Origin of the sequence: Nostoc sp. FACHB-892, assembly GCF_014698795.1 — a bacterium.
Taxonomy (GTDB): Bacteria; Cyanobacteriota; Cyanobacteriia; order Cyanobacteriales; family Nostocaceae; genus Nostoc.
Window position 1 is genome coordinate 1 of sequence record NZ_JACJTR010000004.1, and the last position, 24,466, is coordinate 24,466.

The window sequence follows — 24,466 nt, forward strand, 5'->3', positions numbered from 1 at the left end:
TCAAGGAACCTGCTACTGGTTCACGGATACCATCGATGTCTACTGGAGGTGCGGCGATGAAGGCGATTACGAAGCAGGCGGTAGCGGCTAGCAGGGTGGGGATCATTAGTACGCCGAACCAACCGATGTATAAACGGTTGTTGGTGCTGGTGATCCACTCGCAAAACCGATCCCATACGTTGGCGCTTGAGCGCTGTTGTAAGGTTGCTGTCATGGTTTTATAAGTGCGGTTAGTTATTTATAAATCAGGCGGTTTTGTTTTTGCCTGTGAAACTACTTTACAATGCTTTACATTTTTTAATCAAGTTTTATTACTTCAGTAAAACTGATAGAAATTATTAGTTTTACTTATATAACACCGTGTGCGACTTATATGAGTTTTTGCTGATGTCAACGCTGAAAAGATAGAATAGAAAGTAAAAATTGTTCTTATCGACTCTGAATAGAGAGTTGATATCGAATTACTACCAAAATTAGGAGGGGAGGTGTGACATGGCAATTACTCTAAATCACACCATCGTGCCCGTACATGACAAGGAAGCTTCGGCGAGGTTCTTTGCAAAAATTTTTGGTTTAGAGGTAGAGGTTCCCGTTGGTTATTTCGCTGCTGTGCATATAAATGATGCACTAACGCTCGACTTCGCTGACGCTGAAGCATTTGAGTCGCATCATTATGCGTTCCATGTCAGTAATGAAGAATTTGATGCAATTTTTGCCCGCGTCAAAGAGGCAGGTCTTGAATACAGTAGCGACCCCATGCATCAGAATAAAGGGCAAATTAACCACAGAAAGGAAGGTCGTGGCTTCTATTTCTATGACTCTAATGGTCATAATTTAGAACTGTTGACCCGTGCATAGATATTTGGTATTAGTTTAATTCCTAACTCTTGGAGAGGCTGCGCCCTAAGCGTACTCCTAGGTCGAAGCAAGCTAGGCGTAGCGTCTCTAAGAGTTGCTATGCCGCAGGCTTTACGACTACGCTACTTCAACGCCGCCCTTCGGCTACACTCAGGACAAGCTCAGTACAAGTCAGGACAAGAGGCTCAGTGACCCCTGCCTCCTGCCTCCTTCACTGCATTACTTCTTTACTAAAAAATATGCTGTAGCATATTCCGGCAATTGGCTGATATTTTGCCCAAATTCTTTTTGATTCTTAAAAATACCTGCCAAAAAATCTAGTTGATAAAGATTGGGTAAAAAGGCTCCACCTGTATCAGCCATAACTCCCATTTGCAGATGTTTGCGACCATTTTTAGTATGCTCAATAATTATTACTCTACCTAAACCGATATTCAAAACATCTCCGGCAAAAGTTACTCCTGGTTTAATTGAGATTTTTGCATCTATTTTGTATCCATAGCCTTTAATGGCATCAACCTCTCTAAAATACCAATAACGTTTTTGTGCTGTTGCTTTTAATCCGCGAACATACGACATTCCATTATTTCTATCTACGTTAAAAAAGGCTTTGTAACCATCTGTAAAGTTAATCAAGACTGTTCCTTGCATTAGTGCTTCTTCTAAACCAGTTCTGGTTAGATATGCAAGACTTTTAACTTTTCCAAATTCTTTACCACCTGGTTCATAAATACCTGACAAAACATCCTGTTTTGTATATTTGGTGTAGAAAGTATCGTTTTTAGAGCTATCTTTTAGGCTATAAATTGGTGTATTAAACTTAGAGGTTTTCTTACGAGAGCCGGGATGAGTAAACACAGCATATTTAGTAATTCGTAATTGTTTTTGTTTCCTATTTTTTGGGTTATAGGCAGTCCATTTGATAACTCGGAAATTGGTATTGATAAATTTAGGATCTTGTAAACGAGTAGCTCGATTATTAGCAATATCCTCTTTCAAAACAGCAACCATGAAATCTAAAGTCTTAAGGACATCTGGCACAGTAACTCCTTGACTAGCAAGGATTCCTGTACGGAGAATATCTGGGTCTTGTGAACTATAATCTTGAAAATATTTTCTAGTATTAACGAGAACGGTTAATAAATCTTTTTGATTGAAATTAACCTTACTACTTGGCAGTTTGACCGGAGTAACAACCTGGTTGCCATTAATACTAAAATTATATTTTTTGAACTCATCGACAACTTGATAAGGTGCAGATGCTGCTAACAAATCTTGCCCAGATGAAAAAGCGTTTTCTTTGCCTATAATTTCATCAGATGTTTGCTGAACGGTAAAAGGATTTTGAAACGTTGAGGTGAGTTCATCAGAAGCTTGATTTGATGTTAAGGAAATTTGTGATTGAAGTGGGGCAAAATTATCTTGCTGAATAAAAGACTGATCTTGTTTGGTTTTTGACTGAGTATATAGATGGCTACTGGTTAAACTGACAAGCAATAAGGCAGCACAACCCACTGTGAAGCGGAATTTTTGGCTAGATAAGATATTCATAACTTGAAAAATAAATTTTTAATGCTAAATAATCAACATTATGCCTCTATTATCTCACGCACTAAGTGCGCCAACTTTTCGGCACTATCGGGAACTGCGATCGCCTTTGCATTTTCCCCCATTCTTGCTAACTCATCTGGTGACTGCAACAGATTCAACACATTACTTTGCAATATTTGTGCTGTCAACTCCGATTGCTTCAGTGTTAACGCCGCACCAGATGAAGTAAATACGTCTGCATTGTAAGATTGATGGTCTTCTGCGGCAAAGGGGTAAGGAATCAAAATCGCTGGAGTTCCACATACTGCTAATTCTGTCAAGCTGCCTGCACCAGAACGACTAATGGCTAGAGTAGCTCGTTGCAACAACGCCGCCATATTGTTGTAAAAAGGTAAGGCTGTATACTGTGGATGTTTGAGGCTATCTGCTTCCTCGTCGCGATCGCCAGTTAAATGTACTACATAAGCACCAGCATCAAACCAAGCATTTGCAGATTCACGCACTAACTTATTTACCGCAACTGCACCCTGGCTACCACCAAAGACAACAATTAACGGAACACCCTCTGGGATGGCTAAATCTAATGGTGCATCAATTGCTGCATCGAGAAATTGCGCTCTTACAGGAGTACCGACACAGACATTTTTAGCACGAGGCAAGTACTTAGCAGCTACTTCAAATCCCAAGGCTACCGCACTACACCAAGGACCAAAAAAACGAGTTACTTTACCAGGTATTGCGTTAGATTCGTGGAAAACCACGGGTAAACCGAGGGAACGCGCCGCAATGACGGCTGGCCCGGCAATGTAACCTCCTGTGGTAAATACCCCTTGAAAATTTCCCTGCTTCAAAATTCGTCTAACTTCTATAATCGAACCAGCGAGTTTACCCAAGATGCGAATTGAGGAAATTCCAAACCCTTGCTGAAACCCTTCAACTGCAATAGTATTCAAGGGATACTCTTTAGGGACAAGTTGAGTTTCCAGGCGATTGGGTACTCCTAGCCATTCGATTTGATAATCTGGAAGTTTTTGTGCCAGTGCGATCGCTGGAAACAAATGTCCACCAGTCCCACTGGCAGCTATTAATAATCGTATCGGTGCGTTTGCCATCAAACCTCTACCGTTTAGCCTCTAGCTTAACTAAGATAAAACAATTTCCTTATCTTCTCTCATCAAATCAGTAAATTCTTACCAATGACTAACATTATTAACACCTTAATGAAACGACAACTCAGATTTCCAGCTAATATCTGGCTAGTTTCATTCCTGCTAACCATTGGTTTAACAAGTGGTTGGCAACGCACTCAAGCGGCGACACCACAGCAATTAGCTCAAGCTGGTATATCCCAAAATGCACCAGCTGATTTGAAAAACCTACTGACACAAGTTGATGCAGCCGCCAGTCGAGGTGATGTCAAAGGGGTGTTGCAATTCTACAGCCCCAACTTTGCTCATGGGGATGGATTAAACCTCCAAACTCTGGAAAAGTCTTTGATTTCACTTTGGCAACGATATCCTAAATTGCAGTACAGTACAAAACTACTATCTTCAAAACCTGAAGGTAATGCGATTATTGCCGAAACAGAAACGACAATAACAGGCTTACCTTCCGGTAACAGTAATAATTCGGCTCTCAATGCCACGATTAAATCGCGTCAGCGCATTACAGGTGGAAAAATAGTCCGCCAAGATATTTTGTCAGAACGTACCCAACTTACCTCTGGTACTAAGCCGCCCCAAATTGATTTTAAATTACCAGAGCAGGTGCAAGTTGGTCAAAAGTATAATTTTGATGCGATCGTTCAAGAGCCGCTTGGTGATGATTTTCTACTAGGAACGGCGCTAGAGGAAGCCATCAAACCAGATAACTTTCTCAACCCCACATCCGTAGATTTGCAATTACTAACATCTGGCGGACTGTTTAAAACGGCACAAGCACCATCTACCCCTGGTAGTCGCTGGGTTTCTGCTGTCATTCTACGAGGTAATGGGATGACGATGGTAACTCAACGTATGCAAGTGGTGAAGAAATAGTTAGGAGTTAAGAGTTAGGAGTTAGGAGTTTGGGGTTAGGAGTACTTGCGATCGTGAAACAACCCAATTAACAAAATGATCGGTGCAGCTAGAAACAGCCACATCGTTAGCTGTAACCCATACTGCTGTGCTAGCCAACCCAGTGCCAGGGGCATGAAACCACCGACTAAACCCCCCAGGTTATTGAGAACCATCACGGTGCTACTTTGCCCCAGCATGGCAGTATATAGCTGCCCCTGAAGGATGGAATACCAACCTGCATTCAGGAAACCCAGACCGCCCAAAATAACTATTTTGATGGTGATATTCGGGATCGCCAAAAAAGCGGGATAAAGGCACAAAACTAAAAATGCACTCACCCGCAAGTACTCAATGCCTCGAACCCGCTCTAGCAGCGGAATGAGCAATAAATCGCCTAATAAGCCGAACCCCAACCAGATAGTAAAAGCAAAACTCGCTTGTGTGTCGCTTGTACGCACAACATCCACAAAATAAAGGGCTAAAAAGCTCCGCAGAACATCCAACATTAAATCTGAAAATTGCAACAGGGTTAACCAGCGTAAGACGTTGCGTCGTTTGAGTGCGCGGATGATATGGCGGATACTTTTTTGAATACTAAGGCCTGGCAAATTCACTGGAGTGGATACGGTTGCTATAGCCATCGGAGACTTCCACATTAAGCCAACCAGACAAAGCGTCAGGGCTGCCAGGGTGAAAAAAACATTCCGCCAACTCTGGTGCAAGGCGATCGCACCTGCCAACGCCAAGGGGCCAATCACATTGCCGAGAGAACCTGCCAATGCCCAGCGTGCCATGTTTGGTTCGTGGCGGGTGGGTTCTAGATCCATCAGCGTCGCTTGAGACAAACTGACAAACGCACCAGATGCCGGGTAAAACAACACCAATGCGGCTAATAAACTCCAAAAGTGATGGCTGAGGGAAATCAGCAAGAGAGCGATCGCAAAACTGATGCCTCCTCCCAAAATCAATAACCGTCGATGACCGAAATCTCCTAAAACCCCAAAAATTGGCTCTATCACACTGCTGACCGTATTGGGTATGGTCAATAGCAACCCGACTTGTAGGTAGGAGAGATTCAGATCATGACGAATCAACGGATAGGCTACACCCATCACACCATCAACAATTTCGTCTAATCCTTCGATCGCCAGGAAGAGACTGATGAATAGAATAACTGATCTGGTTGTTTTGTTCTGACCATCCAAAGGCATCATAAAATTCTCCCGTTCTCCAAATTTGTTTACCAACGCACTTTTGTCACAGCGTGGCAATTGGAGGGGGAATCCATGAACAAACGCTTCGCCATAATGATCGGGCGAATTGCCTGTTGGATTGAGTTTCAGAAGCTTACCAAGGAGGGAATATCATCATTACGACAAGGTTAAACATGCGACATACGGACAGTTAACACCGTCTCTAGCCCATTGTAGACGCTACAGTTACTGAGTTTTCACCCGTCCTTTTCACGTTTATAAGACAATACAGTTCAGTTAAGCATTGATTTCTTCTCTCTGTGTCGTGCCAGTAGTTCTTAATTTTGGATAAAATCGAGTTTAGATTTAGCTTTCGAGTAACATCTAAGAAAAAAATAAATATTAATAGCTGAGAAAATATGTCTGTACTCAGTAACTTGCTAAATTGCTAAATTCTGTATTTAAATTAACACTGGACTCTTGACTTTTTCTTCAATGACTTCCCTACAAAATCAAATCATTTTGATCACTGGTGCTAGTAGTGGTATTGGTACTGCTTGTGCAAAAATCTTTGCTGGTGCAGGTGCAAAATTAATCTTAGCGGCACGACGGTTAGAACGTTTGCAGCAGCTAGCAGATACTCTCAGCAAAGACTTTAGTATAGAAATTCATTTGTTACAGCTAGATGTGCGTGATCGCAACGCTGTTGAATCTGCTATTTCTTCTCTACCGTCCGACTGGTCTAACATCGACATTCTCATTAATAATGCTGGTCTAAGTCGTGGTTTAGACAAGTTGCACGAAGGCAGCTTTCAAAATTGGGAGGACATGATTGATACTAACGTCAAAGGTTTACTTTACGTTTCGCGTTATGTCGTTCCGGGAATGGTGAGCCGCGATCGCGGTCATGTGGTAAATTTAGGTTCCATTGCTGGACATCAAACCTATCCCGGTGGTAATGTCTACTGTGCTACTAAAGCTGCTGTAAGGGCAATTTCTGAAGGTTTAAAACAAGACCTGTTGGGAACGCGGGTACGTGTAACTTCCGTTGACCCTGGGATGGTAGAAACTGAATTTAGTGAGGTGCGTTTTCACGGAGATACTGAACGCGCCAAAAAAGTTTACCAGGGAGTTATGCCCCTGACAGCAGATGATGTCGCTGATGTAATATTTTTCTGTGTGACGCGATCGCCCCATGTCAATATTAATGAAGTTGTGCTGATGCCTGTTGACCAAGCCAGCGCTACCCTAGTTAATCGGCGAACATAAGGAATAATTAAGCAGTCTTAAAAAATCGAATAATTTCGCGGACATGATCAAGAAATTGCCCGTCAGTTGAAAGTTGTGCGATCGCAGTTCGTGCTTCTCTTGCTAAACGCTCATGTTCAGTTTGATTGGTCGCCCGTAATTCCTCCAAATTAGCAGCAATTCGAGCTAAATCTCTGCGAGTTTCTTCGGCAAAGCGTTGTTGAGTTGCGGGTAATGAATAAGATTGTTCTGGGTTAAGTTGCTCCTCAAATGACTGGATTTTTTGTTCCAATATCGAAAAGCGATCGCGCAGTTCAACAATATCTTCGCGGGGATACTTCCATTCTTGGCGAATCATTGCTAACCGCGCATATAAGTACTCATACGCCCGAATCGCTGGACGCAGAATTGTTAATAACAAAGCCGCACCAGAACTTATATATCCCACAGTACTAATACCAGTGGCAGCAAGAGTATAAAGACCAACGGCTGAGAATAAGTGTAAAGCAATGGCAACCCAGAGCGATCGCTTTGCCAAAGCTGTGACATACTTCACTTGTTTCTCATCAACTGGAATTCCTTTCTCTTTGGATTGTGCTGCTTCTGCTAAGACTTCTTTAGCTTGAAAATGTACATTCCACGGTACGGTAACAATTACCAACAGCCACCAAAAGCTTGCACCACCAATTACCCAATCAAGAAAGTTACCAGCAGGGATGTGCAACCATTGCAGTAAGCCAAAAGCTGTTAGTATCACAACCACAATTCCAGCAATGGAACTGATGAAAAAGTTTATATACATTTTCCCCTGTCTCCGGTGAAACCATCATCTCGATCATGACTATTTCTTAGCAGTTATACGTAAATTATTGTGATGGTTTTTCTATTTGCACACACCAGCTTCTCGATGAGATAGCTACGCCAATTCGGTTGAGTATCTTTGCTACCCTTTTGGAGAAAGTAGCAACAAACATGATTGTGATGGTTTTTTTTGTTGCACATACATAATACATTTTGTATTATATAAAGTAATATAGCTAAAACTTTTATTCTTTCGTAACAAGCTTGTGCCAAATTTGACTTGATTGCACTAAAAGGAGAGTGGCAATGAAAAAAGTAGCGGTGTTTGGTAATACTGGAGGCGGGAAATCAACTCTAAGCAAGAGATTATCTCAAATCACTGGTTTGCCACTCTATGCCTTGGACAAGATTCAATATCAATCAGGCGGCACAGAGGTTCCACATGAAGATTATAAGCGTGCCCATCAGCAAATTTTAGTTACTGACCGATGGATTATTGATGGGTTTGGTTGCATAGAAACTCTCTGGCTGCGACTTGACGAGGCGGATACTCTGGTTTTTGTCGATTTACCGCTATATGTGCATTTTTGGTGGGTAACTAAACGATTTATCACAGGTTACTTTCAACCGCCAGAAGGCTGGCCTCAAAACAGTCCAATATTGAGGAGTTCGCTTACTAGCTACCGCGTACTTTGGCTATGTTACAAATATTTAACCCCAAAATATCGTGAATATATCGAGCAGGCTCAAAGCATCAAAAATGTTTATCACATTCGCTCGACTAAAGAAATTTCGCAATTTTTTGAATTAATTGATGCAGTAAGTAGCTAAACAAAATTAATTCAATTCAAATAATGTTTGCGACGCATCAATTATTCGTAAGGGCACAACATTGTTGTGCCCCTACCCATCTGTCGCATTCTTTTTTCAAATTGGTAAGCTGTTCCGCATTTAAATTGCATAAGCTGGGCGGGCAAGATGCAACGTGAGACAATTTAAACCTTTCCCCGCCTCTATTGGATAAGATAGCTACGCCAAATTGATGGAGTATCTTTACTACTCTTTTCTGGAAGTAGCAATCGCCAAGTTTTGCCTTCTTGCTGAATTTGCAGGTAAACATCAAAAGGTTTTTTTGGTTGCGTCAAGCTCCGTTTTGGTAGCTTTACAATTAAGTCGTAGGTTCCCCGAACGTGGAAAGCTGGTAAATTTTCAATGGTTAGGGGTTGTTCTTGGGTAATTGATAGCCGCTTAATTTCAAATCCTTGAAAATCTAGATCCAACTGTTGGCTAAGTTTTTGTTGAGTTTGCTCTAGCCCAAGTGCGATCGCTTTTTGCACTAACTCGTTAGTCGGTAGCAGTCCAATACTGCCACAAGCCGTTACTAGTATCAGCAATATTGCTGTCAAAACTAACCGCACTATGTTATTCACTGCCTGATCTGCTATTTTCATCCTTATCAGTTTAAACCGAAGTGAGAACAGCTATATATCCTCTAGATACTAGTAAAGGCACGGTATAACCGTGCCTTAATTCGCAAAAAGTATTATCTTGAAAGGTTTTTGCTTTACAGTAAATTTAATACTGGCGTAAAATTGCAGACAATGAAGTCTCTTTACGAAGATCCATTAAGTCTGCTAAAGATTCTGTGCGCGTATCCAAGTGGTGCTTATGTTCTGCTGGCAGAACCGTCACCAGATGTTTTGCTTTAGGTTGCATCTGCATAAGCGGCATTAGTTGTTGCTGTGGCACAAAAACTGGCTGGTTCTTGGGAAGGCGTGGCTCCAATCTTTGGTAATGGTTCTGTGCCAAGCGTGCTTGATGACGGTTAATCTGTTTTTGGACTTTTTGCGGTTGCTTTGTTTTGTTGAGCATTCGGAAAATGAGCAAACAACCACTACCACAACTGAGGACGATCGCAGCCACCATCCATAAAGGTGTTGGATTACTATTCTCAGAGGGTGCATTAATTGGTTCTTCAACTATAACTGGGATTTTTTCTGGTTCTTCTTGTGCTACCTGTCCAGCATTACCTAAGCTGTACAGGGCAAAAGCACCTCCTCCTAAAAACATGGCTAAACACCCGGTTAACAATAGCCAAGGATGATGTGTAACCAGATATATCAGAACATTCGAGCTTTGTTTTAATCTCGATTTCCTGTTTGTCAGCTCTGGAGTAGCCCTTCTGAGTTGGGTTGGCTCGCGCTGTACACTCTGACTTTTTTCCATGATTACTTTCAGATTTGTACCCCTCTAGTCAATAAATTGTACTGGAGGAATTAATCATCAGGTATCCGTAACAAAAGTAAAGATTTAAGTAGCTTTTTTGTAAAATATAGGCTACTAAATCTGGCTAACTTTTGCCAAAATTCTGTATTTATTGTGACTTTTTGCTCTAAAAATTTGGAAATTAGTTCGCTTATTTTTCCCGTCAGTTAGGAGAATGCCTTTCAAGAGCAAGTTGAATTAATCGATCAACTAATTCTGGAAATGAGACTCCACTATGTGCCCAAAGTTGTGGATACATACTCGTTGCAGTAAAGCCTGGCAAGGTATTTATTTCGTTAATAAAAACTTCTTTTGTCGCTTCCACATAGAAAAAATCTACCCTTGCCAACCCCGCAGCATCAACGGCTGCAAAGGCTTGCAAAGCCATATCCTGAATTTGACGAGCGATCGCATCTGGAATCGATGCAGGTATCAGTAAATCTGCCCGACCCTCAGTATATTTAGTTTCATAGTCATAAAAATCGCTATCATAACTAATCTCTCCAATGACAGAGGCTTGGGGTTGATCATTTCCTAAAACGGCGCATTCTACTTCTCTAGCTACGACACCAGCCTCTACCACCAACCTCCGGTCATAACTAGCAGCATTATCTAAGGCGGCTTCTAATTCTTGGCGCGATCGCACTTTGGCAATACCCACTGATGAACCCAAATTAGCAGGCTTAACAAAAGCGGGATAACCTAATGCTGCTTCAATTTCATCACACAATTTTGGAAACACGCAAGGATTAGACCAAACCTGCGTTCTAGTTATCGCCTTGTATTTTACTTGTGCTAATCCTGCTTGCTCAAAGGCCATTTTCATGGCAATTTTATCCATCCCCAGTGCAGAACCTAACACTCCAGAACCAACAAAGGGGACTTGCATCAAAGTGAGTAACCCTTGAATCGTCCCGTCTTCACCGTTGGGGCCGTGGAGAATGGGAAACCAAACATCCACTTGGGCTACTTGAGAGGGAGATTGCCACTTGCTGAGGGTTTGGGCTTGAGGGTTAGATGTCAGATTCCCAACAGATGTTGATTGTTCAGATTCCAGTAGAGGACTGCCGGTTTCTAAAACCTTTTCGGGTGCTTCTCCTGCTAGCCAGCGTCCATCCTTTTGGATGTAAAAAGGCAGGATTTCGTACTTACTAGCATTTTGCTCTGCACTTAATGCTTTAGCGATCGCCCGTGCTGATTTGATCGAAACTTCATGTTCTCCGGAACGACCGCCAAACAGTAACCCCACCCGCAGCTTAGTCATTTTCGGTTCCTCCACACTTCTCAAGCAGATAGCGTATCACAACCTACAAAAGTTGCCATGTTTTTCTAAATTATTTTTATTGCCTGCCCAAATTGCAAGAGAAAGCTTTCCTATTTGAGGAGTTAGTCAGCGATCGCCCATCTGACATAAGGGCGGGAAGCCACCACATTTTTGTAAGTAATTAGGTGAGCAGGTGCATCAATTTTTCGCAAATCCACACGGAAATAAGCTTTTTCATCCTTAAATTCTACGTTGTAGAAAGTATGTTTTTGCCCCCGAGTTCGGCCTACACAAGAAGCATAATTACTCCGTAAAGGTGAAACAAATTCCACAAACTGCTTATTATTAGATGAAACTAACTTAGTTGTATCTGCAAACTCTCTAGTATCTGCCACTACCGTATGTTCAGCACCGCCTTCATAAGGGAGAACAAACCACCATAATCCAATTCTTTGAGGACATTTACCACTGCTACGTTGTACATTCAGTGTCACATGAGGAGCAGAAATCGGCTCTGTACCTGACTGTGGCTGTGCTTGTGCTGTAGAAGCTATGGTTCCTGCCACAACTAGAGGGCATAAAATAGTACCAAAACTTGTTAATTTTACCCAATTTTCCATAACTTGAATCTTTTCAAATTTCAGGTATCCAAATAACATCGACTTTCATAAATTTGTAAAAGTGCCATCTTATTTGAAACAACCGTGTTGTCAGCTACAGTTATATTCCAGGAAAATGGGCAACAATATTGATGAATAACTAGAAATGCAGCCCCACCTGTAAAAGATGCTGCCGTTTCATGAAACCCAGAATTATTGTTTGTGGCTTAGGACATACCGGATATAAAACCTTTCGTCTGCTGAGACATCAGGGAGCTTTCGTTGTTGGCATTCATCACCACCCTATCCCTGGCGAAACAGCAGGGGATGTGATTGTTGGCGATTTACAAGCAGCTTCTACCCTAACAGCAGCTGGAATTCAACAGGCACATACTTTAGTCATCGCTGGATCTAAAGATGCTCTGAATTTGTCTATTATGATGCAAGCACGGGTGCTGAATCCCCAGATTCGCATTATCAACCGTTTTTATAATACAAATTTGGGGGAGCGCCTAGATCAAAGTTTGCCAGACCACTTGAGTATGAGTGTTGTAGGATTAGCAGCACCCGTCTTCACCTTTGCAGCAATGGGAAACCGAGCGATCGGACAAATTAAATTATTTCAGCAAACTTGGCCAATTCACGAAGAGTACATTGATGAAAACCATTTTTGGCAGGGCCTAAAGCTGAGTGATTTGTGGGAAGACCGATCGCGGATGCTAATTTATTACTTGCCAGTAGAAGGTGAGATGGATTTGGTGTCAGCTGTAATATCTGGACAAGAGATACAAGTAGGCGATCGCTTAATTATTGGTACACAACCCCGCATCTGTTCCCCTCGGAGATCATTGATTAAAAAAGCGCTGAAAGCCCTCACCAATTTTAGGCAGTTTCAGCAACACGGGCGATCGGTAGTAGTGGGTGCTGTTGTATTATTCGCAGTGATTCTCATTGCTACACTCACCTATACGTCGGCTGAGTTGAGTTTATCTGCTATTGATGCTCTATATTTTTCTGTAGGCATGATTACTGGAGCGGGCGGTAATGACAAAGTAATAGAAAATGCTCCTAACAGTATCAAGTTATTTACTGTCGTGATGATGCTGGTTGGAGCAGTGGTGATCGGTATTTGGTATGCCATGCTCACCGATTTTGTCTTAGGAAGCCGCTTTAAGCAGTTTTGGGATGCAGCCCGAATTCCCCAGCGATATCACTACATTGTCTGTGGCTTGAGTGGTATTGGAGTAAGAATTGTCCAGCAACTCCACGCCAGTGGACATGAAGTTGTAGTAGTTGAACCCGACTCCAACAATAAATATATCAACACCGCCCGCGAACTGGGTATCCCCGTAATTCAGGGCGATGCCAGCTTTCGTACAATACTCAAAGCCAGCAATATAGACTCTGCCGCCGCAGTGCTTGCTGTTACTAGCAATGATGCTACCAATCTGGAAATTGCCCTCAAAGCCAAAGGCTTAACACCCAACATTCCAGTGATTGTTCATTATGCCGATCCTGATTTTGCTGGTATAGCGCAACAGCTATTTGGCTTCGAGGCCGTACTAAGTCCGGCTGAACTAGCAGCCCCAGCTTTTGCTGCTGCTGCACTAGGGGGACGCATCCTCGGTAATGGCATCACAGCAGATAGTCTTTGGGTGGCTTTTGCAACTGTGATTACACCTTCACATGTCTTTTGTGGTCAGTGGGTGAAAGATGTAGCTATGTCTGCCGATTGTGTTCCTTTATACGTAGAAACAAACCACCAAACCCTTCACGGCTGGGATTTATTAGAAACCAATCTTAGTGCTGGTGATATTTTATATATGACTATGCCAGCGACGCGACTATATCAATTGTGGCGGGGCGAACAAGTTTGCGAAGCACACGCTTAAATAATTCCTAATACTCGCCTCCAGCGAGAAGCAAGCTACGTAATTCGTAATTAATACACTACTTCCCACTCCTCACTCGCATTTATTTGTTAACTACTCGTTGTTGATATTCCTGCTCAGTAATCATATCGAGAGTGTTTTCTAGACGATCTACAAATACGATACCGTCAAGATGATCGTACTCGTGTTGAAAAATCCGAGCGATAAAATCGGTCAATTCTTGTTTTTGTAGGTTGCCTTGAGAGTCTGTGTATTCAACTTCAATAGATTTATATCGAGGAACTAGCCCCCTAATTCCTGGAACACTTAAACAACCTTCCCAATCTTTGACAACTTCAGTTGAATGAGCAATAATTTTGGGATTAATCATAGCAGTAGGTTCCATTTCCGGGGCGTTGGGATACCTGGCATTAGGACGAGAAGCCACAATAAATAAACGATAGGATTGTGCTACTTGAGGCGCAGCAATACCCACGCCGTTAGCTTTGGCAACAGTGGCGATTAAGTCTTCAATTAACTTTTGGATCTGCTCATCTTGAACATTGTCAACCCAAACAGCTTTTTGGCGTAATGTTGGATTGCCTAATTGAATTATTGGTGTTAATTCAGTCATGAAAAAACTCTTTTAGGTGATGGGGAGTGGGAAATAGGGAATAGGGAATAGGGAAAGGGAATAGGGAATTGGATATGCCTTCACCAATGACCAATGGCTAACATCACCCTTCCCGTGTCATAGGCAAAGGAGCAGGTTGGACTCCTACTTGAACAATTTGCCCATTGCGTTCCACTTCTATTGGTAACTTAGTGCCGATTTTGCTCTTTTCTACTAGCCTTTGTACTTCTTCAATTTTAGTCACAGGCTGATTATTAATGCTTTTAATCACATCACCCACTCGTAGTCCAGCTACAGAAGCAGGCGATCGCGGCACAATCTCAACCAGCAAAACGCCCTCATCAGCTGTAAGATTTAAGCGATCGCCTGCTCTAGTTGTTATTTTTTCTTTAATATCTGGTGTCAGTGTCACCATCTGAATACCCAAATAAGGATGATCCACCTTGCCTGTAGCAATTAGTTGCTGGGAAATTCTTTGTACCGTATTAATGGGGATAGCAAATCCCAAACCTTGAGCGCCTCGAATAATTGCTGTGTTCATCGCAATTACCTGGCCGCGAATATTTAGCAATGGGCCACCAGAGTTTCCAGGGTTAATTGCTGCATCCGTTTGGATGTAATCAACTCGCTTGTCGCTAGCACCGATGTCGCTACCAGAACGACCTGTAGCACTAATAATCCCAGAAGTAACAGTATTATTCAAACCTAACGGGTTACCAATGGCGATTACTGCTTCTCCTGGTTGCAAAGCATCGGAATTACCCACAGCTATAGTTGGCAGATTATTAGCATCAATTTCGATCACAGCCACATCTGTAACCGGATCTTCACCCATTACTTTCCCGTCAAAAGTTCGGCCATCTTTGAGTGTGACGGTTACTCTATCAGCGCCATCTACTACATGGGAATTGGTCAAGATTTGACCTGAAGAACTAATGATAAATCCAGAACCGCTACCCCGCTCTACCCGTTGTCTAGGCTGTGGCACACCGTCTCCAAAAAACCGCCGGAAAAATGGATCGTTAAATTCGTTTGGTACGCGAGAAGTGATTGTTCGGGAAGAATCAATCTGAACTACCGCAGGCCCCACATTTTGTACTACTTTTACCACAAAATTAGGATCTCCAGACGAAGAAAAAATCGGCGGCGGGACAATTACCGGATTAGGTTCTGTTGTCTTTTGGACTGGAATATCGCTTTGCCGATTCTCAAAAGTCTTAGCAGGTAGAAGAGAGCAGCTCCCCAGGAACAACACTGCTAACCCATATGAGAGCATCAACAACCTATGGCGTAAAACTCTTCCGAAGAGGCAAGGGGACTCGGAGTCCCCACGGAGTGGGGATTGGGGGAGAGGGGGTACTTCCCTTGGAGAAATGACCCCATCCCCCTCGCTCCCTGCTAAGAGCTCCCTTGACTCTTTTTCAATCTTTTTGGGCGCTGAATCATCGTTTATTATCTTCATGTGTCGTTCCTTCTCCGTGTCAGTCAGTGGATGTTAGGATCTTGCCTACCGGGTATGTCCCAAAATGATTACAACTTAAAAGCTTATTCTAGGTCTAGCGTGTCTGGATGCTAAATTGATGCTTTCTCTTCTATTGTGACGATTAGCAGCAAAGGTGGTGGATAATGGAAATTCCCATAGAAACTCTGTGGAGTCAGGTACTAGAGCGCCTACAGCTTGAGCTATCCCGACCCACCTTTGAAACTTGGATCAAAACTGCTAGTGCGGAGCGATTAGAAAATAATTGCTTGGTAATCCGTACTCCTAACCCATTTGCTCGTAATTGGTTACAGAAGTATTACATCAATACCATTGCTCATGTAGTACAAGATATTCTGGGTCATCCCGTAGGAATTTATATTACTGTTGCTCAAGGTGATGAAGTTTCTCATTTTAGTGAACGAGAGATTTCTTGGGAATCAACAAATCCTAACGGTATTTCTGAACCTATTTCTAATAATAATCAGAAAACTACTGAATTAAACTCTAAATATCTCTTTTCCCGATTTGTAGTTGGTGCTAATAATCGGATGGCTCACGCTGCTTCTTTGGCAGTTGCAGAATCCCCGGGTAAAGAGTTTAACCCTTTATTTTTATGCGGTGGCGTAGGTTTGGGTAAAACTCATCTCATGCAAGCTATTGGTCATTATCGCTGGAAAATCTGCCCTGATTGTAAAATATTTTATGTTTCTACTGAACAGTTTACTAATGATTTAATCACAGCGATTCGTAAGGATAGTATGCAAAATTTTCGAGAGCATTATCGAGCTGCTGATGTTTTATTAGTTGATGATATTCAGTTTCTTGAAGGAAAGGAATATACCCAAGAAGAGTTTTTTTATACTTTTAATACTTTACATGAAGCTGGTAAACAAGTTGTGATTGCTTCTGATCGTCCTCCTAATCAGATTCCTAGCTTGCAAGAGCGCCTTTGTTCTCGGTTTTCTATGGGGTTAATCGCAGATATCCAAAAACCGGATTTAGAAACTAGAATGGCGATTTTGCAGAAAAAAGCCGAGTATGAAAATATTCGTCTTCCCCGCGACGTGATTGAGTATATTGCTTCTAACTATACTTCTAATATTAGAGAGTTAGAAGGAGCTTTAATTCGGGCGGTGGCTTATATTTCTATTTGGGGCTTACCGATGACGGTGGAAAATATCACACCAGTTTTAGAACCGCCTAATGAAAAAATGACAGCTACCCCAGAAGGAATTTTAAAGGTTGTAGCAGATAATTTTGATGTTTCAATAGACGACCTCAAAAGCAACTCAAGACGAAGAGAGATCAGCTGGGCGCGTCAAATTGGAATGTATCTCATGCGCCAACACACGGCTTTGAGTTTGCCGAGAATTGGAGAGGAGTTTGGTGGTAAAGACCATACAACGGTAATCTATAGTTGCGACAAAATTACCCAACTTCAGGAGAGCGATCGCACTTTAGCACAAACACTACGCCAACTAAGCGATCGCATCAACATGACTAGCCGTTCTCAAAAACCATCCTGAGAATGTATTTGAAGTTTTCCACAACTAACACCCTAAAAATTAGCCTTGGCGGCTGAATAATTAGCCGATAATATTAAGTAACGGATAAAAATTGATTAAATTTGACTTAAATTGTGGAAAATATCTTACTTTTTGTGGATAAATCTGTAAAATTCTTGATATTTTGCTAGTAAAGCTTAATTAAGTATAATTACCTTGTGGAAAAGTATGTGAGTTTTTCCACAAGTTTTCCACAGATGTAGAATTACATAAATTATCCAAATGAACGAACCACAGAGACGCAGAGAACACAGAGACAGGAGAAATAGAGAAGATTTTTGAGTCAGTTTTAGGATATTTTTTTATTTGGAAATCCCTAAAATAACCTGTTAAACCCTTGTTCCCTCCGATCGCGAGCAGAGGGCAGGTGATAAACTAATAGATATAGCAATGAAAAATCATATTAAATTAAAAATTTTTTCATTATCACATGAGTAATCCCAGCTTCTTCAAATATTTCTCCTTCTTCTACAAAGTCTAATTTTTGATATAAAACTTTGACAGATGTTTGGGCGTGAATTACAACTTCTCGAATATTTTGACTAGCTATAACTTGTAACGCATTTTCCATTATTTTCTTACCAATACCCTGCCCCCTAATTGTAGACAAAACAGCAAGTCTTTCTATTTTGGCAGTTTTATCATCTAAATATCTAATCCTGGTAGTACCCACAGCTTTATCATCTAAATAAGCAATCAAATGCTGAGATGTTTCATCTTTGCCATCAAACTCTAAAGCGGGATCTACCCCTTGTTCTTCCTGAAAAACGGATTTTCTAATTGCTATGATCGCTGGAAATTCTTCTGGTAAATCAGCAATTTTTATGACTAAATTACTCATCAAACTTTTTCTGTATTTAGTATATAAGAAAAGGTGGGCAATGCCCACCCTACAAGTTTTAATCTGCACCTTCAATTGGTGCAAAACCTTGACGTTGAATATTTTCTGTTACTGCGCGTGGTTCGAGGAATTGCAGGAGGTAATCAGGGCCTCCGGCTTTAGAACCGACTCCAGAAAGTTTGAATCCACCAAAGGGTTGTCGTCCTACGATCGCTCCTGTAATATTGCGATTAATGTATAAATTTCCGACTTCAAATTCTGTCTGCGCCTGCTGAATATGCGAAGGTGTTCTAGAATAAAGTCCTCCAGTTAAGGCGTAGTTTGTACCATTGGCGACTGCTAACGCTTCCTGAAAATCTTTCACCCGAATTACCGCCAGTACAGGGCCAAAAATTTCTTCTTGTGAAATTACCGCATTTGGCGATACTTCACTAAAAATGACAGGCCCGATAAAATATCCTTGTTCGGGTGATGGTAACTCTAAAGTTAATTGTGCTTCTGCCTTACCCTTCTCAATATACTCGCGGATGCGATCACGGGCATTAGCATCAATCACCGGCCCAACTTGTGTACTTGGTAACTCTGCTTCCCCAATGTTCAAGGATTTTGTCGCTTCTACCAATCGTTGCACAAAGGCATCATAAATCGGTTGCAGCACAATCACCCTGGAAGCAGCAGAACATTTTTGTCCACTGTAACCAAATGCCGACTGTACAACCCCCACAACGGCTTGGTCTAAATCAGCACTTTCATCGACAATAATGGCATTCTTGCCACCCATTTCAGCAATCACCCGTTTCATATGCTTTTGTCCGGGTTTTAAGATTGCCGCTTCTGCGTAAATTCTACAGCCGACTTCTTGAGAACCCGTAAAAGCAATTACATGAGTATCTGGATGATTTACCAAATAAGCGCCGACTTGCGAACCCTTGCCAGGTACGTATTGAAATACACCTTTAGGAAAACCAGCATCTACCAAGATTTCTGTGAGTTTAGCTGCAAGCACAGAAGATGTTTCAGCAGGTTTGAGGAGAGTACAATTGCCTGAAACCAAAGCTGCAACAGTCATTCCACAAGCGATCGCTAGCGGGAAATTCCAGGGAGAAATTACCACAGCAATTCCTCGTGGTTGGTAGATATAATGGTTAGTTTCGCCAGGTATGTCGTAATTCACACCCTTATCTAACCGTTCTATCTCATCAGCGTAGTAGCGACAAAAGTCTATCGCTTCCGAAACCTCTCCATCAGCTTCCTTAACTGGTTTCCCGACTTCTAAAACTATCCAAGCTGAAAGTTCAGCGCGGCGGAGTTCCATCAAATCACCAGCTTTCCGCAAAATATCAGCGCGTTGTTTAGCTGGTGTTTTCCTCCATCCAGGAAAGGCAGCTTTAGCAGCTTGCATTGCCTGCTCCGCTTGTTCAACGCTAATCAACCCAACTTTACCAACTACCTCACTGAAATTAGAAGGATTAAGAGAATCAACAAATTCTGGCGGATTAACATACTCCCCGTTAATCAACGGTAAATAAGTTTTACCCAACTGTTGACGAACACTTTGGAAAGCTTGCGCCGCTTTCGTTCTCACCTCTTCCTCAGCGTAATCGGTATCAGCAGCACCAGAGAAATGAGAGTGAGGAGTTAGGAGTGAGGAGTTAGGAGTTAAAGAGTTTTTCTCCTCTTTGACAATCGGCGGCGCTAATAATTCTTCAATTGGTCGATTTTCGAGATTTTGACGTAAAAAAGAACTATTAGCTGTATTTTCTAACAATCGGCGAATTAAATACGCCATTCCAGGTAATAATTCACCGTAGGGACAGTAAACTCTGACTCGATAGCCTTTATCAACCAACGCTTTTGCAACTTTATCACCCATCCCGTAAAGGACTTGCAATTCAAAGCGACGGCGAGGGATATTTAAACTTTCAGCTATGGCAATGGCGCGAGAGTGCGATCGCACATTATGGCTACCAATGGCAGAATATACATATTGGTGATTTTCTAGCAATAACTGAGTGATGGTTTCAAAGTTAGCATCAGTTGCCGCTTTATCGTTGTAAACTGGCTGTGGCCAATGCTTTTGTGCTGCTTTGATAGTTTCCTGATCCCAATATGCGCCTTTCACCAAGCGGATTGTCAGGGGATAACCACGTTCTTTCAACCAAGAAATTAGGTCTTTGGTATCTTGCTCACTATCACGCAGATATGCCTGAACTGTTATGCCAATATCTGTACGTTGCCGAAACTCTTCTTCTAGTAACAGTTTTTTCAGGATGCTGAGAGTTATATCCTTGTAGGCATACTGCTCCATATCAAAATGCACAGCTGCACCTAATTCTTTAGCACGACGTAAAAGAATACGAATGCGATCGCTAACTCGCTCCTCGCTACCTTTAGCATCTAAAGGGTCAAATTGAGAATAAAATGCTGTTAACTTAACAGAAACCTGAACTTTTGGTATTGCTTCGCCATCAGCCTCATCAATAGCTGGGATAGCTGACCAATTCTTTGATGCTTCCACCAATTGTTGCATTAATTCTAGATAGCGTTCTAGATAAGACTGCGCTTCGGCTTCGGTAATTACTGCTTCACCAAGTAAGTCGATGGTGAAAGCCATTTTTTCTTTTCGCAGTCGTTCAACTGTTTTGATGACTTGTTTAATATTTTCCCCAGAAATATATTTATGAGCAAGAGTCTCAACGGCTGTACCAACAGTTGTAGCAGCAACTTGTCCGGGCATCGAGTCGGGGTTAGCAAAGTTTAGCATTCCCTTCAAAGCTGCCGGTAACTCTACACTTTCATCTCCTAAATATTCTTGTAAATGTGAGGCAATTTCTGATTTACTGTGTAAAGCAGGTAGGGTATCTATAAAGCGAAATAATTGCACCCGTAATCCAGGATTACTCATCGCCCAAGCTAGTAATTTATCATCCCAGCGCATTTGATCCCGTAGGGAAGAAAAAAACGAACGATTTTCCTGGGTTGCTGCTAGAAGTTGTTTAGCAATTTCTTGGGTTTTAGCTTCGTAGGTGCTTGTTTGTACTTGTAATACCACTGATAATAAACTCCGTTAATCAAAATAAGGCTTTTTGTCGAAAGCCTGTGTCTTCTATTTTGACGCTTTCATTTAGCTGTCACCATATTTAGGAATAGCAAAGAAATAAGGGAGCAAGGGAGAAGAGTTTTCCCTCTGCCCCCCGCACCCTGCCCCGCTGCCTCTTTTCAATGCCCAATTCAACCACTGACAAGTGTTATCCTTTTGTTGATCTATTTCTAACTTAGTTGACAAATGTTGCAACACAAGAGATTAACTCAGTCTTATTAAAAGTGTGGATATTACATTTATGTCTACAGAAAACCTTACGCATATTTTATTTTCTAACTGGCAACACACACTCCAACCCTTTGGTGTTGACCAGGTAGCGGCTGAGAAAACCTTTAGTTGCTTGGTTGCAGCTTATTCTACCCCTGGTCGCTATTACCATACACTAAAACATATTGATCAAGTCCTCAGCACAATTCAGATTTTGCAAGGCTACACGAACAACCTAGCTGCTGTTCAACTAGCTGCCTGGTTTCACGATGTAGTGTATGACACTGAAGCTCAAGATAATGAAAAAAGAAGCGCAAACTATGCTTTTGAATTGCTGAGTAATTTGGGTATTCCAGAAACTACCATAACTACTATCACCCGTCTCATTCTGAATACTAAAGACCACCAAGCTACGGCGGATGACTATGATAGCCAAGTTCTACTTGATGCAGATTTAGCGATTTTGGCTACTAACTCAGTTCAGTATTATGAATACACCCATGCTATTCGCCAGGAATATGGCTCGGTCGCAGAGGCAGATTATATCACAGGTCGTCAGCAAGTTTTAGAACGATTTTTACAGCGATCGCGTATCTACTTTACGCCTTTAATGTCAGAGTTCGCCGAACCATCTGCCCGTGGCAATATCCAGGGAGAAATTCAGTCTTTATCAAAGAAAGACACATGGTAGTCTTGCTGAAGGCTCATCCCAATTCACGAAAAGCTTGATACATATTTCTGGTAAGGGCATAGCAATGTCATGCCCTTACCAGCGTATTTGTACCATTATTAAATTGAAAGAAAATATGCCTCCTGCTTCTTTCACTTGCTTACCGTCTACTACCACCACGGTAAGGCAGTTCAGGATCTACTACTTTTCTTTTAGGTGCAAACGTTTGTTGATGTTGTTGCGGCTGAATTTTTTGCTGTGCAAACTTAACACGGGTGCGAACTCCAAGATCAACATCTGTATCGAGCATTTGCTGAAGCTGATTTGTAATCCGCGACGCTTGCTCAGGTAAAGTGACTGATATGGCGTTGCCGCTTTGCGGGTTGTCGCCAGACATCGCTAGTGTTTCTAAACTCGTCACTGCCGCATAGCGCACTACCCACTCTGGATCTTGAGAAATCAGTAGTAAAGCCTCTAGTACCTGAGTCTGGATAGATTCTAGTTTCTCAGGCGGTACTTGATACCAGCGCAAAGTGCCTAATCCTCTGGCAGCTGCCCGTCGCACGCTCAAGGAAAAATCGCTTTTTGCCGCTTCTAAGAGGGTATCCAGCGCCCGTACATCTCCAATTCCTGCTAACGCACGAACTGCCCATGCTCTAGCACCATAGTTGTAGTTATCAATTAGTTCCAACAGTGGCTGCACTGAAGCTTCCCCGATCGCAATCAGCCCATCTACCGCCGCCACTGCCGCCCCTGGATTGTTGTAACCCAAAGCTGCAATTAAAGTGGGAATAGCTTCCTCTATACCAGCTGCTGCTAACTCTTGAACTGCGTCTAATAAGCGCTCCGAGGAATCTGCTTCTTCTACAGCACGGATCAATATTTGGGCAAGATCGCTGTTATTCATAATAATTTTTCATCAGTAATTAGTTGTCAGCCAATTGTAGCTTAAGTTATCCGTAGTTGACATCATACATAAACCCCCAAGCTTTGATTTTACAGTTAGCTTGGGGGTTTATGTGTAGCAAACATTCTTTTGTAAAGTATTAATGACAACTAATGATCTAGAACTTATGACTACAATAGCGAGTCCATCAAGTTCATAACTTTAATTGTATCTTCTGAGAAAGTGCTTGGTGTTGTGTGATTGACTTGATGTTCTAGTAATCCTTTAAGAGAAATTAGCTTGAGGCTATTTTCTGCTAGAGTCTGTGCGATCGCATCTGCTGCGGGTAGATACCCAATCGCTCCCAAATCTGCCAGCACTGCTCGACGCAATTGCAATTTCTCTCCCGCCAAAGCTTGTACCAACCGTTCTCCATAAACTGGTTCTTGGGTTAATTGATACATGGCTCGTGCGGCAGCATATTGCACCAATTCGATTGGATGCTCTAAGAATGGCTTTATTAAAGGGATATACTCAGTAGCCCGCAAGCTTCCCAAAGCTTCTAAGATAGCCTCGTAGGGTTGAGATAAATCAGGCTGCTTTGATATGAGCTGCTCTCCCTGCAAACCTACTGCTAATAGCTTGATTAGCGCGGGAATACAAACCGGATCGCCCAGCATCTCTAAGGATTGTGCCGCCGCTTCCCGTACATAAAAATCTGAGCAGTCTAAACACCCAATTAAAGGTGATACTGCTTGGCGATCGCCTAGTTTTCCTAAGGCTCTAGCTGCGTTTCGTCGCAGAGGATATCCGCCTTCTGGTGTCTTATCGGCTTCATCCTCTAAGGCTTTGATCAGTGCTGTAACCGCAGCTGCTTCACTTATACGAAACCTACCCAACCACCAAGCAGCATAAAATCGCAGACCTAAATCTGCACCTTCAAGATTAGCTAGAGCCTGCTCTACCGTTAAAGATCCACCTTCGGCATTGTTACCTGTCAGTGATAAATCTTCAGTTTTCTCCGGACTGGGATTCATGAGAAGATTGATGGCCGTGTTCGCTATTTGTTTGAGCCTCACCGTTCCAGGGCTGAATGCTGACTATTTTGCCGCCCAAGCGAGTGATCCGCTGCATTTCTTGATTCATCCGGTTCTCAGGCACTGTGATAAAGACACTAGCACTAGAACGAATGGGATAGCCGACTTTTTCTGTTTCTTCGCTTTGGCGCATACCAACTACTTCATAGCGGAAGGAGCGATTACTATTTCTACCACTAATTTGTCCCAGCATAAATCAGTTCCTAATTTATAAATCGTAGTTTTCATTAGTCTTTGGTCAAAAACTAATAACTCATGACCAATGACTAATGA

At 42.2% G+C, this 24,466-nt stretch carries 22 protein-coding genes and 1 pseudogene; 7 read left to right on the forward strand and 16 right to left on the reverse strand.

From position 1 onward, the window contains the following. A pseudogene (locus H6G96_RS06790) lies at positions 1 to 214 on the reverse strand (photosystem II q(b) protein); the annotation flags it as partial. 278 nt (positions 215 to 492) lie between these two features. Here H6G96_RS06790 and H6G96_RS06795 point away from each other — a divergent pair. Beyond that, positions 493 to 858: a VOC family protein gene (locus H6G96_RS06795; RefSeq protein WP_190910742.1), complete on the forward strand. Its 366-nt coding sequence runs from the start codon at positions 493 to 495 to the stop codon at positions 856 to 858. A 219-nt stretch (positions 859 to 1,077) separates the two neighbouring features. On the opposite strand, the gene H6G96_RS06800 is transcribed toward H6G96_RS06795, so the two are convergent. Both H6G96_RS06800 and murG read right to left on the reverse strand, forming a co-directional pair. Beyond that, a complete protein-coding gene (locus H6G96_RS06800; RefSeq protein ID WP_190910743.1) occupies positions 1,078 to 2,409 on the reverse strand; it encodes a hypothetical protein in 1,332 nt (443 codons plus the stop codon). Positions 2,410 to 2,447: 38 nt separating this feature from the next. Then, entirely contained in the window at positions 2,448 to 3,521 is a 1,074-nt protein-coding gene (murG, locus tag H6G96_RS06805; RefSeq protein ID WP_190910744.1) for an undecaprenyldiphospho-muramoylpentapeptide beta-N-acetylglucosaminyltransferase, read from the reverse strand. Positions 3,522 to 3,605: 84 nt separating this feature from the next. On the opposite strand from murG, the gene H6G96_RS06810 reads away from it, so the two are divergent. After that, positions 3,606 to 4,445, forward strand: a complete 840-nt coding sequence (locus H6G96_RS06810) for a nuclear transport factor 2 family protein (protein WP_190910745.1) — start codon at positions 3,606 to 3,608, stop codon at positions 4,443 to 4,445. Positions 4,446 to 4,480: 35 nt separating this feature from the next. On the opposite strand, the gene H6G96_RS06815 is transcribed toward H6G96_RS06810, so the two are convergent. After that, on the reverse strand, positions 4,481 to 5,713 hold the full coding sequence (locus H6G96_RS06815) for an MFS transporter (protein ID WP_242063190.1): 1,233 nt from the start codon (positions 5,711 to 5,713) through the stop codon (positions 4,481 to 4,483). A 441-nt stretch (positions 5,714 to 6,154) separates the two neighbouring features. Here H6G96_RS06815 and H6G96_RS06820 point away from each other — a divergent pair, with 441 nt between their 5' ends. After that, on the forward strand, positions 6,155 to 6,928 hold the full coding sequence (locus tag H6G96_RS06820; protein WP_190910746.1) for an SDR family oxidoreductase: 774 nt from the start codon (positions 6,155 to 6,157) through the stop codon (positions 6,926 to 6,928). Between the two features lie 7 nt (positions 6,929 to 6,935). Here the strand turns inward: H6G96_RS06820 and H6G96_RS06825 are convergent, their stop codons facing one another. Continuing rightward, positions 6,936 to 7,709, reverse strand: a complete 774-nt coding sequence (locus tag H6G96_RS06825; RefSeq protein ID WP_190910747.1) for a hypothetical protein — start codon at positions 7,707 to 7,709, stop codon at positions 6,936 to 6,938. Between the two features lie 305 nt (positions 7,710 to 8,014). Between H6G96_RS06825 and H6G96_RS06830 the strand changes: the two genes are divergently transcribed. After that, positions 8,015 to 8,539 (forward strand): isopentenyl transferase family protein, encoded by a 525-nt coding sequence (locus H6G96_RS06830; RefSeq protein WP_190910748.1) that lies wholly within the window; start codon positions 8,015 to 8,017, stop codon positions 8,537 to 8,539. Positions 8,540 to 8,721: 182 nt separating this feature from the next. On the opposite strand, the gene H6G96_RS06835 is transcribed toward H6G96_RS06830, so the two are convergent. The 4 genes from H6G96_RS06835 to H6G96_RS06850 all read right to left on the reverse strand — a co-directional run bounded on the left by H6G96_RS06835 (position 8,722) and on the right by H6G96_RS06850 (position 11,896). After that, positions 8,722 to 9,129, reverse strand: a complete 408-nt coding sequence (locus H6G96_RS06835) for a hypothetical protein (protein ID WP_190911036.1) — start codon at positions 9,127 to 9,129, stop codon at positions 8,722 to 8,724. A gap of 154 nt (positions 9,130 to 9,283) precedes the next feature. Then, entirely contained in the window at positions 9,284 to 9,934 is a 651-nt protein-coding gene (locus tag H6G96_RS06840; protein ID WP_242063191.1) for a hypothetical protein, read from the reverse strand. A gap of 202 nt (positions 9,935 to 10,136) precedes the next feature. Next, the gene (locus H6G96_RS06845) at positions 10,137 to 11,237 is read right to left on the reverse strand and encodes a D-alanine--D-alanine ligase family protein (RefSeq protein WP_190910749.1); all 1,101 of its coding nucleotides are present in this window, start codon (positions 11,235 to 11,237) and stop codon (positions 10,137 to 10,139) included. 122 nt (positions 11,238 to 11,359) lie between these two features. Then, positions 11,360 to 11,896: a hypothetical protein gene (locus H6G96_RS06850; RefSeq protein ID WP_347242191.1), complete on the reverse strand. Its 537-nt coding sequence runs from the start codon at positions 11,894 to 11,896 to the stop codon at positions 11,360 to 11,362. Between the two features lie 140 nt (positions 11,897 to 12,036). Here H6G96_RS06850 and H6G96_RS06855 point away from each other — a divergent pair, with 140 nt between their 5' ends. Further along, positions 12,037 to 13,728 (forward strand): NAD-binding protein, encoded by a 1,692-nt coding sequence (locus H6G96_RS06855; protein ID WP_190910750.1) that lies wholly within the window; start codon positions 12,037 to 12,039, stop codon positions 13,726 to 13,728. 82 nt (positions 13,729 to 13,810) lie between these two features. Here the strand turns inward: H6G96_RS06855 and def are convergent, their stop codons facing one another. Beyond that, entirely contained in the window at positions 13,811 to 14,341 is a 531-nt protein-coding gene (gene def, locus H6G96_RS06860; protein WP_190910751.1) for a peptide deformylase, read from the reverse strand. A gap of 103 nt (positions 14,342 to 14,444) precedes the next feature. Continuing rightward, a complete protein-coding gene (locus H6G96_RS06865; protein WP_190910752.1) occupies positions 14,445 to 15,617 on the reverse strand; it encodes an HhoA/HhoB/HtrA family serine endopeptidase in 1,173 nt (390 codons plus the stop codon). Between the two features lie 350 nt (positions 15,618 to 15,967). On the opposite strand from H6G96_RS06865, the gene dnaA reads away from it, so the two are divergent. Beyond that, the gene (dnaA, locus tag H6G96_RS06870) at positions 15,968 to 17,350 is read left to right on the forward strand and encodes a chromosomal replication initiator protein DnaA (RefSeq protein WP_190910753.1); all 1,383 of its coding nucleotides are present in this window, start codon (positions 15,968 to 15,970) and stop codon (positions 17,348 to 17,350) included. 442 nt (positions 17,351 to 17,792) lie between these two features. Here the strand turns inward: dnaA and H6G96_RS06875 are convergent, their stop codons facing one another. Both H6G96_RS06875 and pruA read right to left on the reverse strand, forming a co-directional pair. Further along, a complete protein-coding gene (locus tag H6G96_RS06875) occupies positions 17,793 to 18,230 on the reverse strand; it encodes a GNAT family N-acetyltransferase (RefSeq protein ID WP_190910754.1) in 438 nt (145 codons plus the stop codon). 58 nt (positions 18,231 to 18,288) lie between these two features. Beyond that, positions 18,289 to 21,282 carry an L-glutamate gamma-semialdehyde dehydrogenase gene (gene pruA / locus H6G96_RS06880; protein ID WP_190910755.1) on the reverse strand — a complete coding sequence of 998 codons (2,994 nt, stop codon included), beginning with the start codon at positions 21,280 to 21,282 and terminating at the stop codon, positions 18,289 to 18,291. A 289-nt stretch (positions 21,283 to 21,571) separates the two neighbouring features. Between pruA and H6G96_RS06885 the strand changes: the two genes are divergently transcribed. Further along, complete coding sequence (locus H6G96_RS06885) at positions 21,572 to 22,231, forward strand: hypothetical protein (protein WP_190910756.1); 660 nt, start codon at positions 21,572 to 21,574, stop codon at positions 22,229 to 22,231. 139 nt (positions 22,232 to 22,370) lie between these two features. On the opposite strand, the gene H6G96_RS06890 is transcribed toward H6G96_RS06885, so the two are convergent. The 3 genes from H6G96_RS06890 to H6G96_RS06900 all read right to left on the reverse strand — a co-directional run bounded on the left by H6G96_RS06890 (position 22,371) and on the right by H6G96_RS06900 (position 24,386). Further along, on the reverse strand, positions 22,371 to 23,117 hold the full coding sequence (locus tag H6G96_RS06890; RefSeq protein WP_190910757.1) for a HEAT repeat domain-containing protein: 747 nt from the start codon (positions 23,115 to 23,117) through the stop codon (positions 22,371 to 22,373). A gap of 170 nt (positions 23,118 to 23,287) precedes the next feature. Then, positions 23,288 to 24,133 carry a HEAT repeat domain-containing protein gene (locus H6G96_RS06895; protein ID WP_190910758.1) on the reverse strand — a complete coding sequence of 282 codons (846 nt, stop codon included), beginning with the start codon at positions 24,131 to 24,133 and terminating at the stop codon, positions 23,288 to 23,290. Continuing rightward, positions 24,108 to 24,386 (reverse strand): phycobilisome linker polypeptide, encoded by a 279-nt coding sequence (locus H6G96_RS06900; protein ID WP_190910759.1) that lies wholly within the window; start codon positions 24,384 to 24,386, stop codon positions 24,108 to 24,110. Before H6G96_RS06900 ends, H6G96_RS06895 begins: the two co-directional genes overlap by 26 nt. Positions 24,387 to 24,466: the final 80 nt, after the last annotated feature.

Excerpts from the sequence above, each read along its gene's own strand:
- H6G96_RS06795 (WP_190910742.1), top strand. The coding sequence starts at position 493 with ATGGCAATTACTCTAAATCACACCATCGTGCCCGTACATGACAAGGAA.
- H6G96_RS06800 (WP_190910743.1), bottom strand. The coding sequence starts at position 2,409 with ATGAATATCTTATCTAGCCAAAAATTCCGCTTCACAGTGGGTTGTGCT.
- murG (WP_190910744.1), bottom strand. The coding sequence starts at position 3,521 with ATGGCAAACGCACCGATACGATTATTAATAGCTGCCAGTGGGACTGGT.
- H6G96_RS06810 (WP_190910745.1), top strand. The coding sequence starts at position 3,606 with ATGACTAACATTATTAACACCTTAATGAAACGACAACTCAGATTTCCA.
- H6G96_RS06820 (WP_190910746.1), top strand. The coding sequence starts at position 6,155 with ATGACTTCCCTACAAAATCAAATCATTTTGATCACTGGTGCTAGTAGT.
- H6G96_RS06825 (WP_190910747.1), bottom strand. The coding sequence starts at position 7,709 with ATGTATATAAACTTTTTCATCAGTTCCATTGCTGGAATTGTGGTTGTG.
- H6G96_RS06830 (WP_190910748.1), top strand. The coding sequence starts at position 8,015 with ATGAAAAAAGTAGCGGTGTTTGGTAATACTGGAGGCGGGAAATCAACT.
- H6G96_RS06840 (WP_242063191.1), bottom strand. The coding sequence starts at position 9,934 with ATGGAAAAAAGTCAGAGTGTACAGCGCGAGCCAACCCAACTCAGAAGG.
- H6G96_RS06845 (WP_190910749.1), bottom strand. The coding sequence starts at position 11,237 with ATGACTAAGCTGCGGGTGGGGTTACTGTTTGGCGGTCGTTCCGGAGAA.
- H6G96_RS06850 (WP_347242191.1), bottom strand. The coding sequence starts at position 11,896 with ATGTTATTTGGATACCTGAAATTTGAAAAGATTCAAGTTATGGAAAAT.
- H6G96_RS06855 (WP_190910750.1), top strand. The coding sequence starts at position 12,037 with ATGAAACCCAGAATTATTGTTTGTGGCTTAGGACATACCGGATATAAA.
- def (WP_190910751.1), bottom strand. The coding sequence starts at position 14,341 with ATGACTGAATTAACACCAATAATTCAATTAGGCAATCCAACATTACGC.
- H6G96_RS06865 (WP_190910752.1), bottom strand. The coding sequence starts at position 15,617 with ATGCTCTCATATGGGTTAGCAGTGTTGTTCCTGGGGAGCTGCTCTCTT.
- dnaA (WP_190910753.1), top strand. The coding sequence starts at position 15,968 with ATGGAAATTCCCATAGAAACTCTGTGGAGTCAGGTACTAGAGCGCCTA.
- H6G96_RS06875 (WP_190910754.1), bottom strand. The coding sequence starts at position 18,230 with ATGAGTAATTTAGTCATAAAAATTGCTGATTTACCAGAAGAATTTCCA.
- H6G96_RS06885 (WP_190910756.1), top strand. The coding sequence starts at position 21,572 with ATGTCTACAGAAAACCTTACGCATATTTTATTTTCTAACTGGCAACAC.
- H6G96_RS06890 (WP_190910757.1), bottom strand. The coding sequence starts at position 23,117 with ATGAATAACAGCGATCTTGCCCAAATATTGATCCGTGCTGTAGAAGAA.
- H6G96_RS06895 (WP_190910758.1), bottom strand. The coding sequence starts at position 24,133 with ATGAATCCCAGTCCGGAGAAAACTGAAGATTTATCACTGACAGGTAAC.
- H6G96_RS06900 (WP_190910759.1), bottom strand. The coding sequence starts at position 24,386 with ATGCTGGGACAAATTAGTGGTAGAAATAGTAATCGCTCCTTCCGCTAT.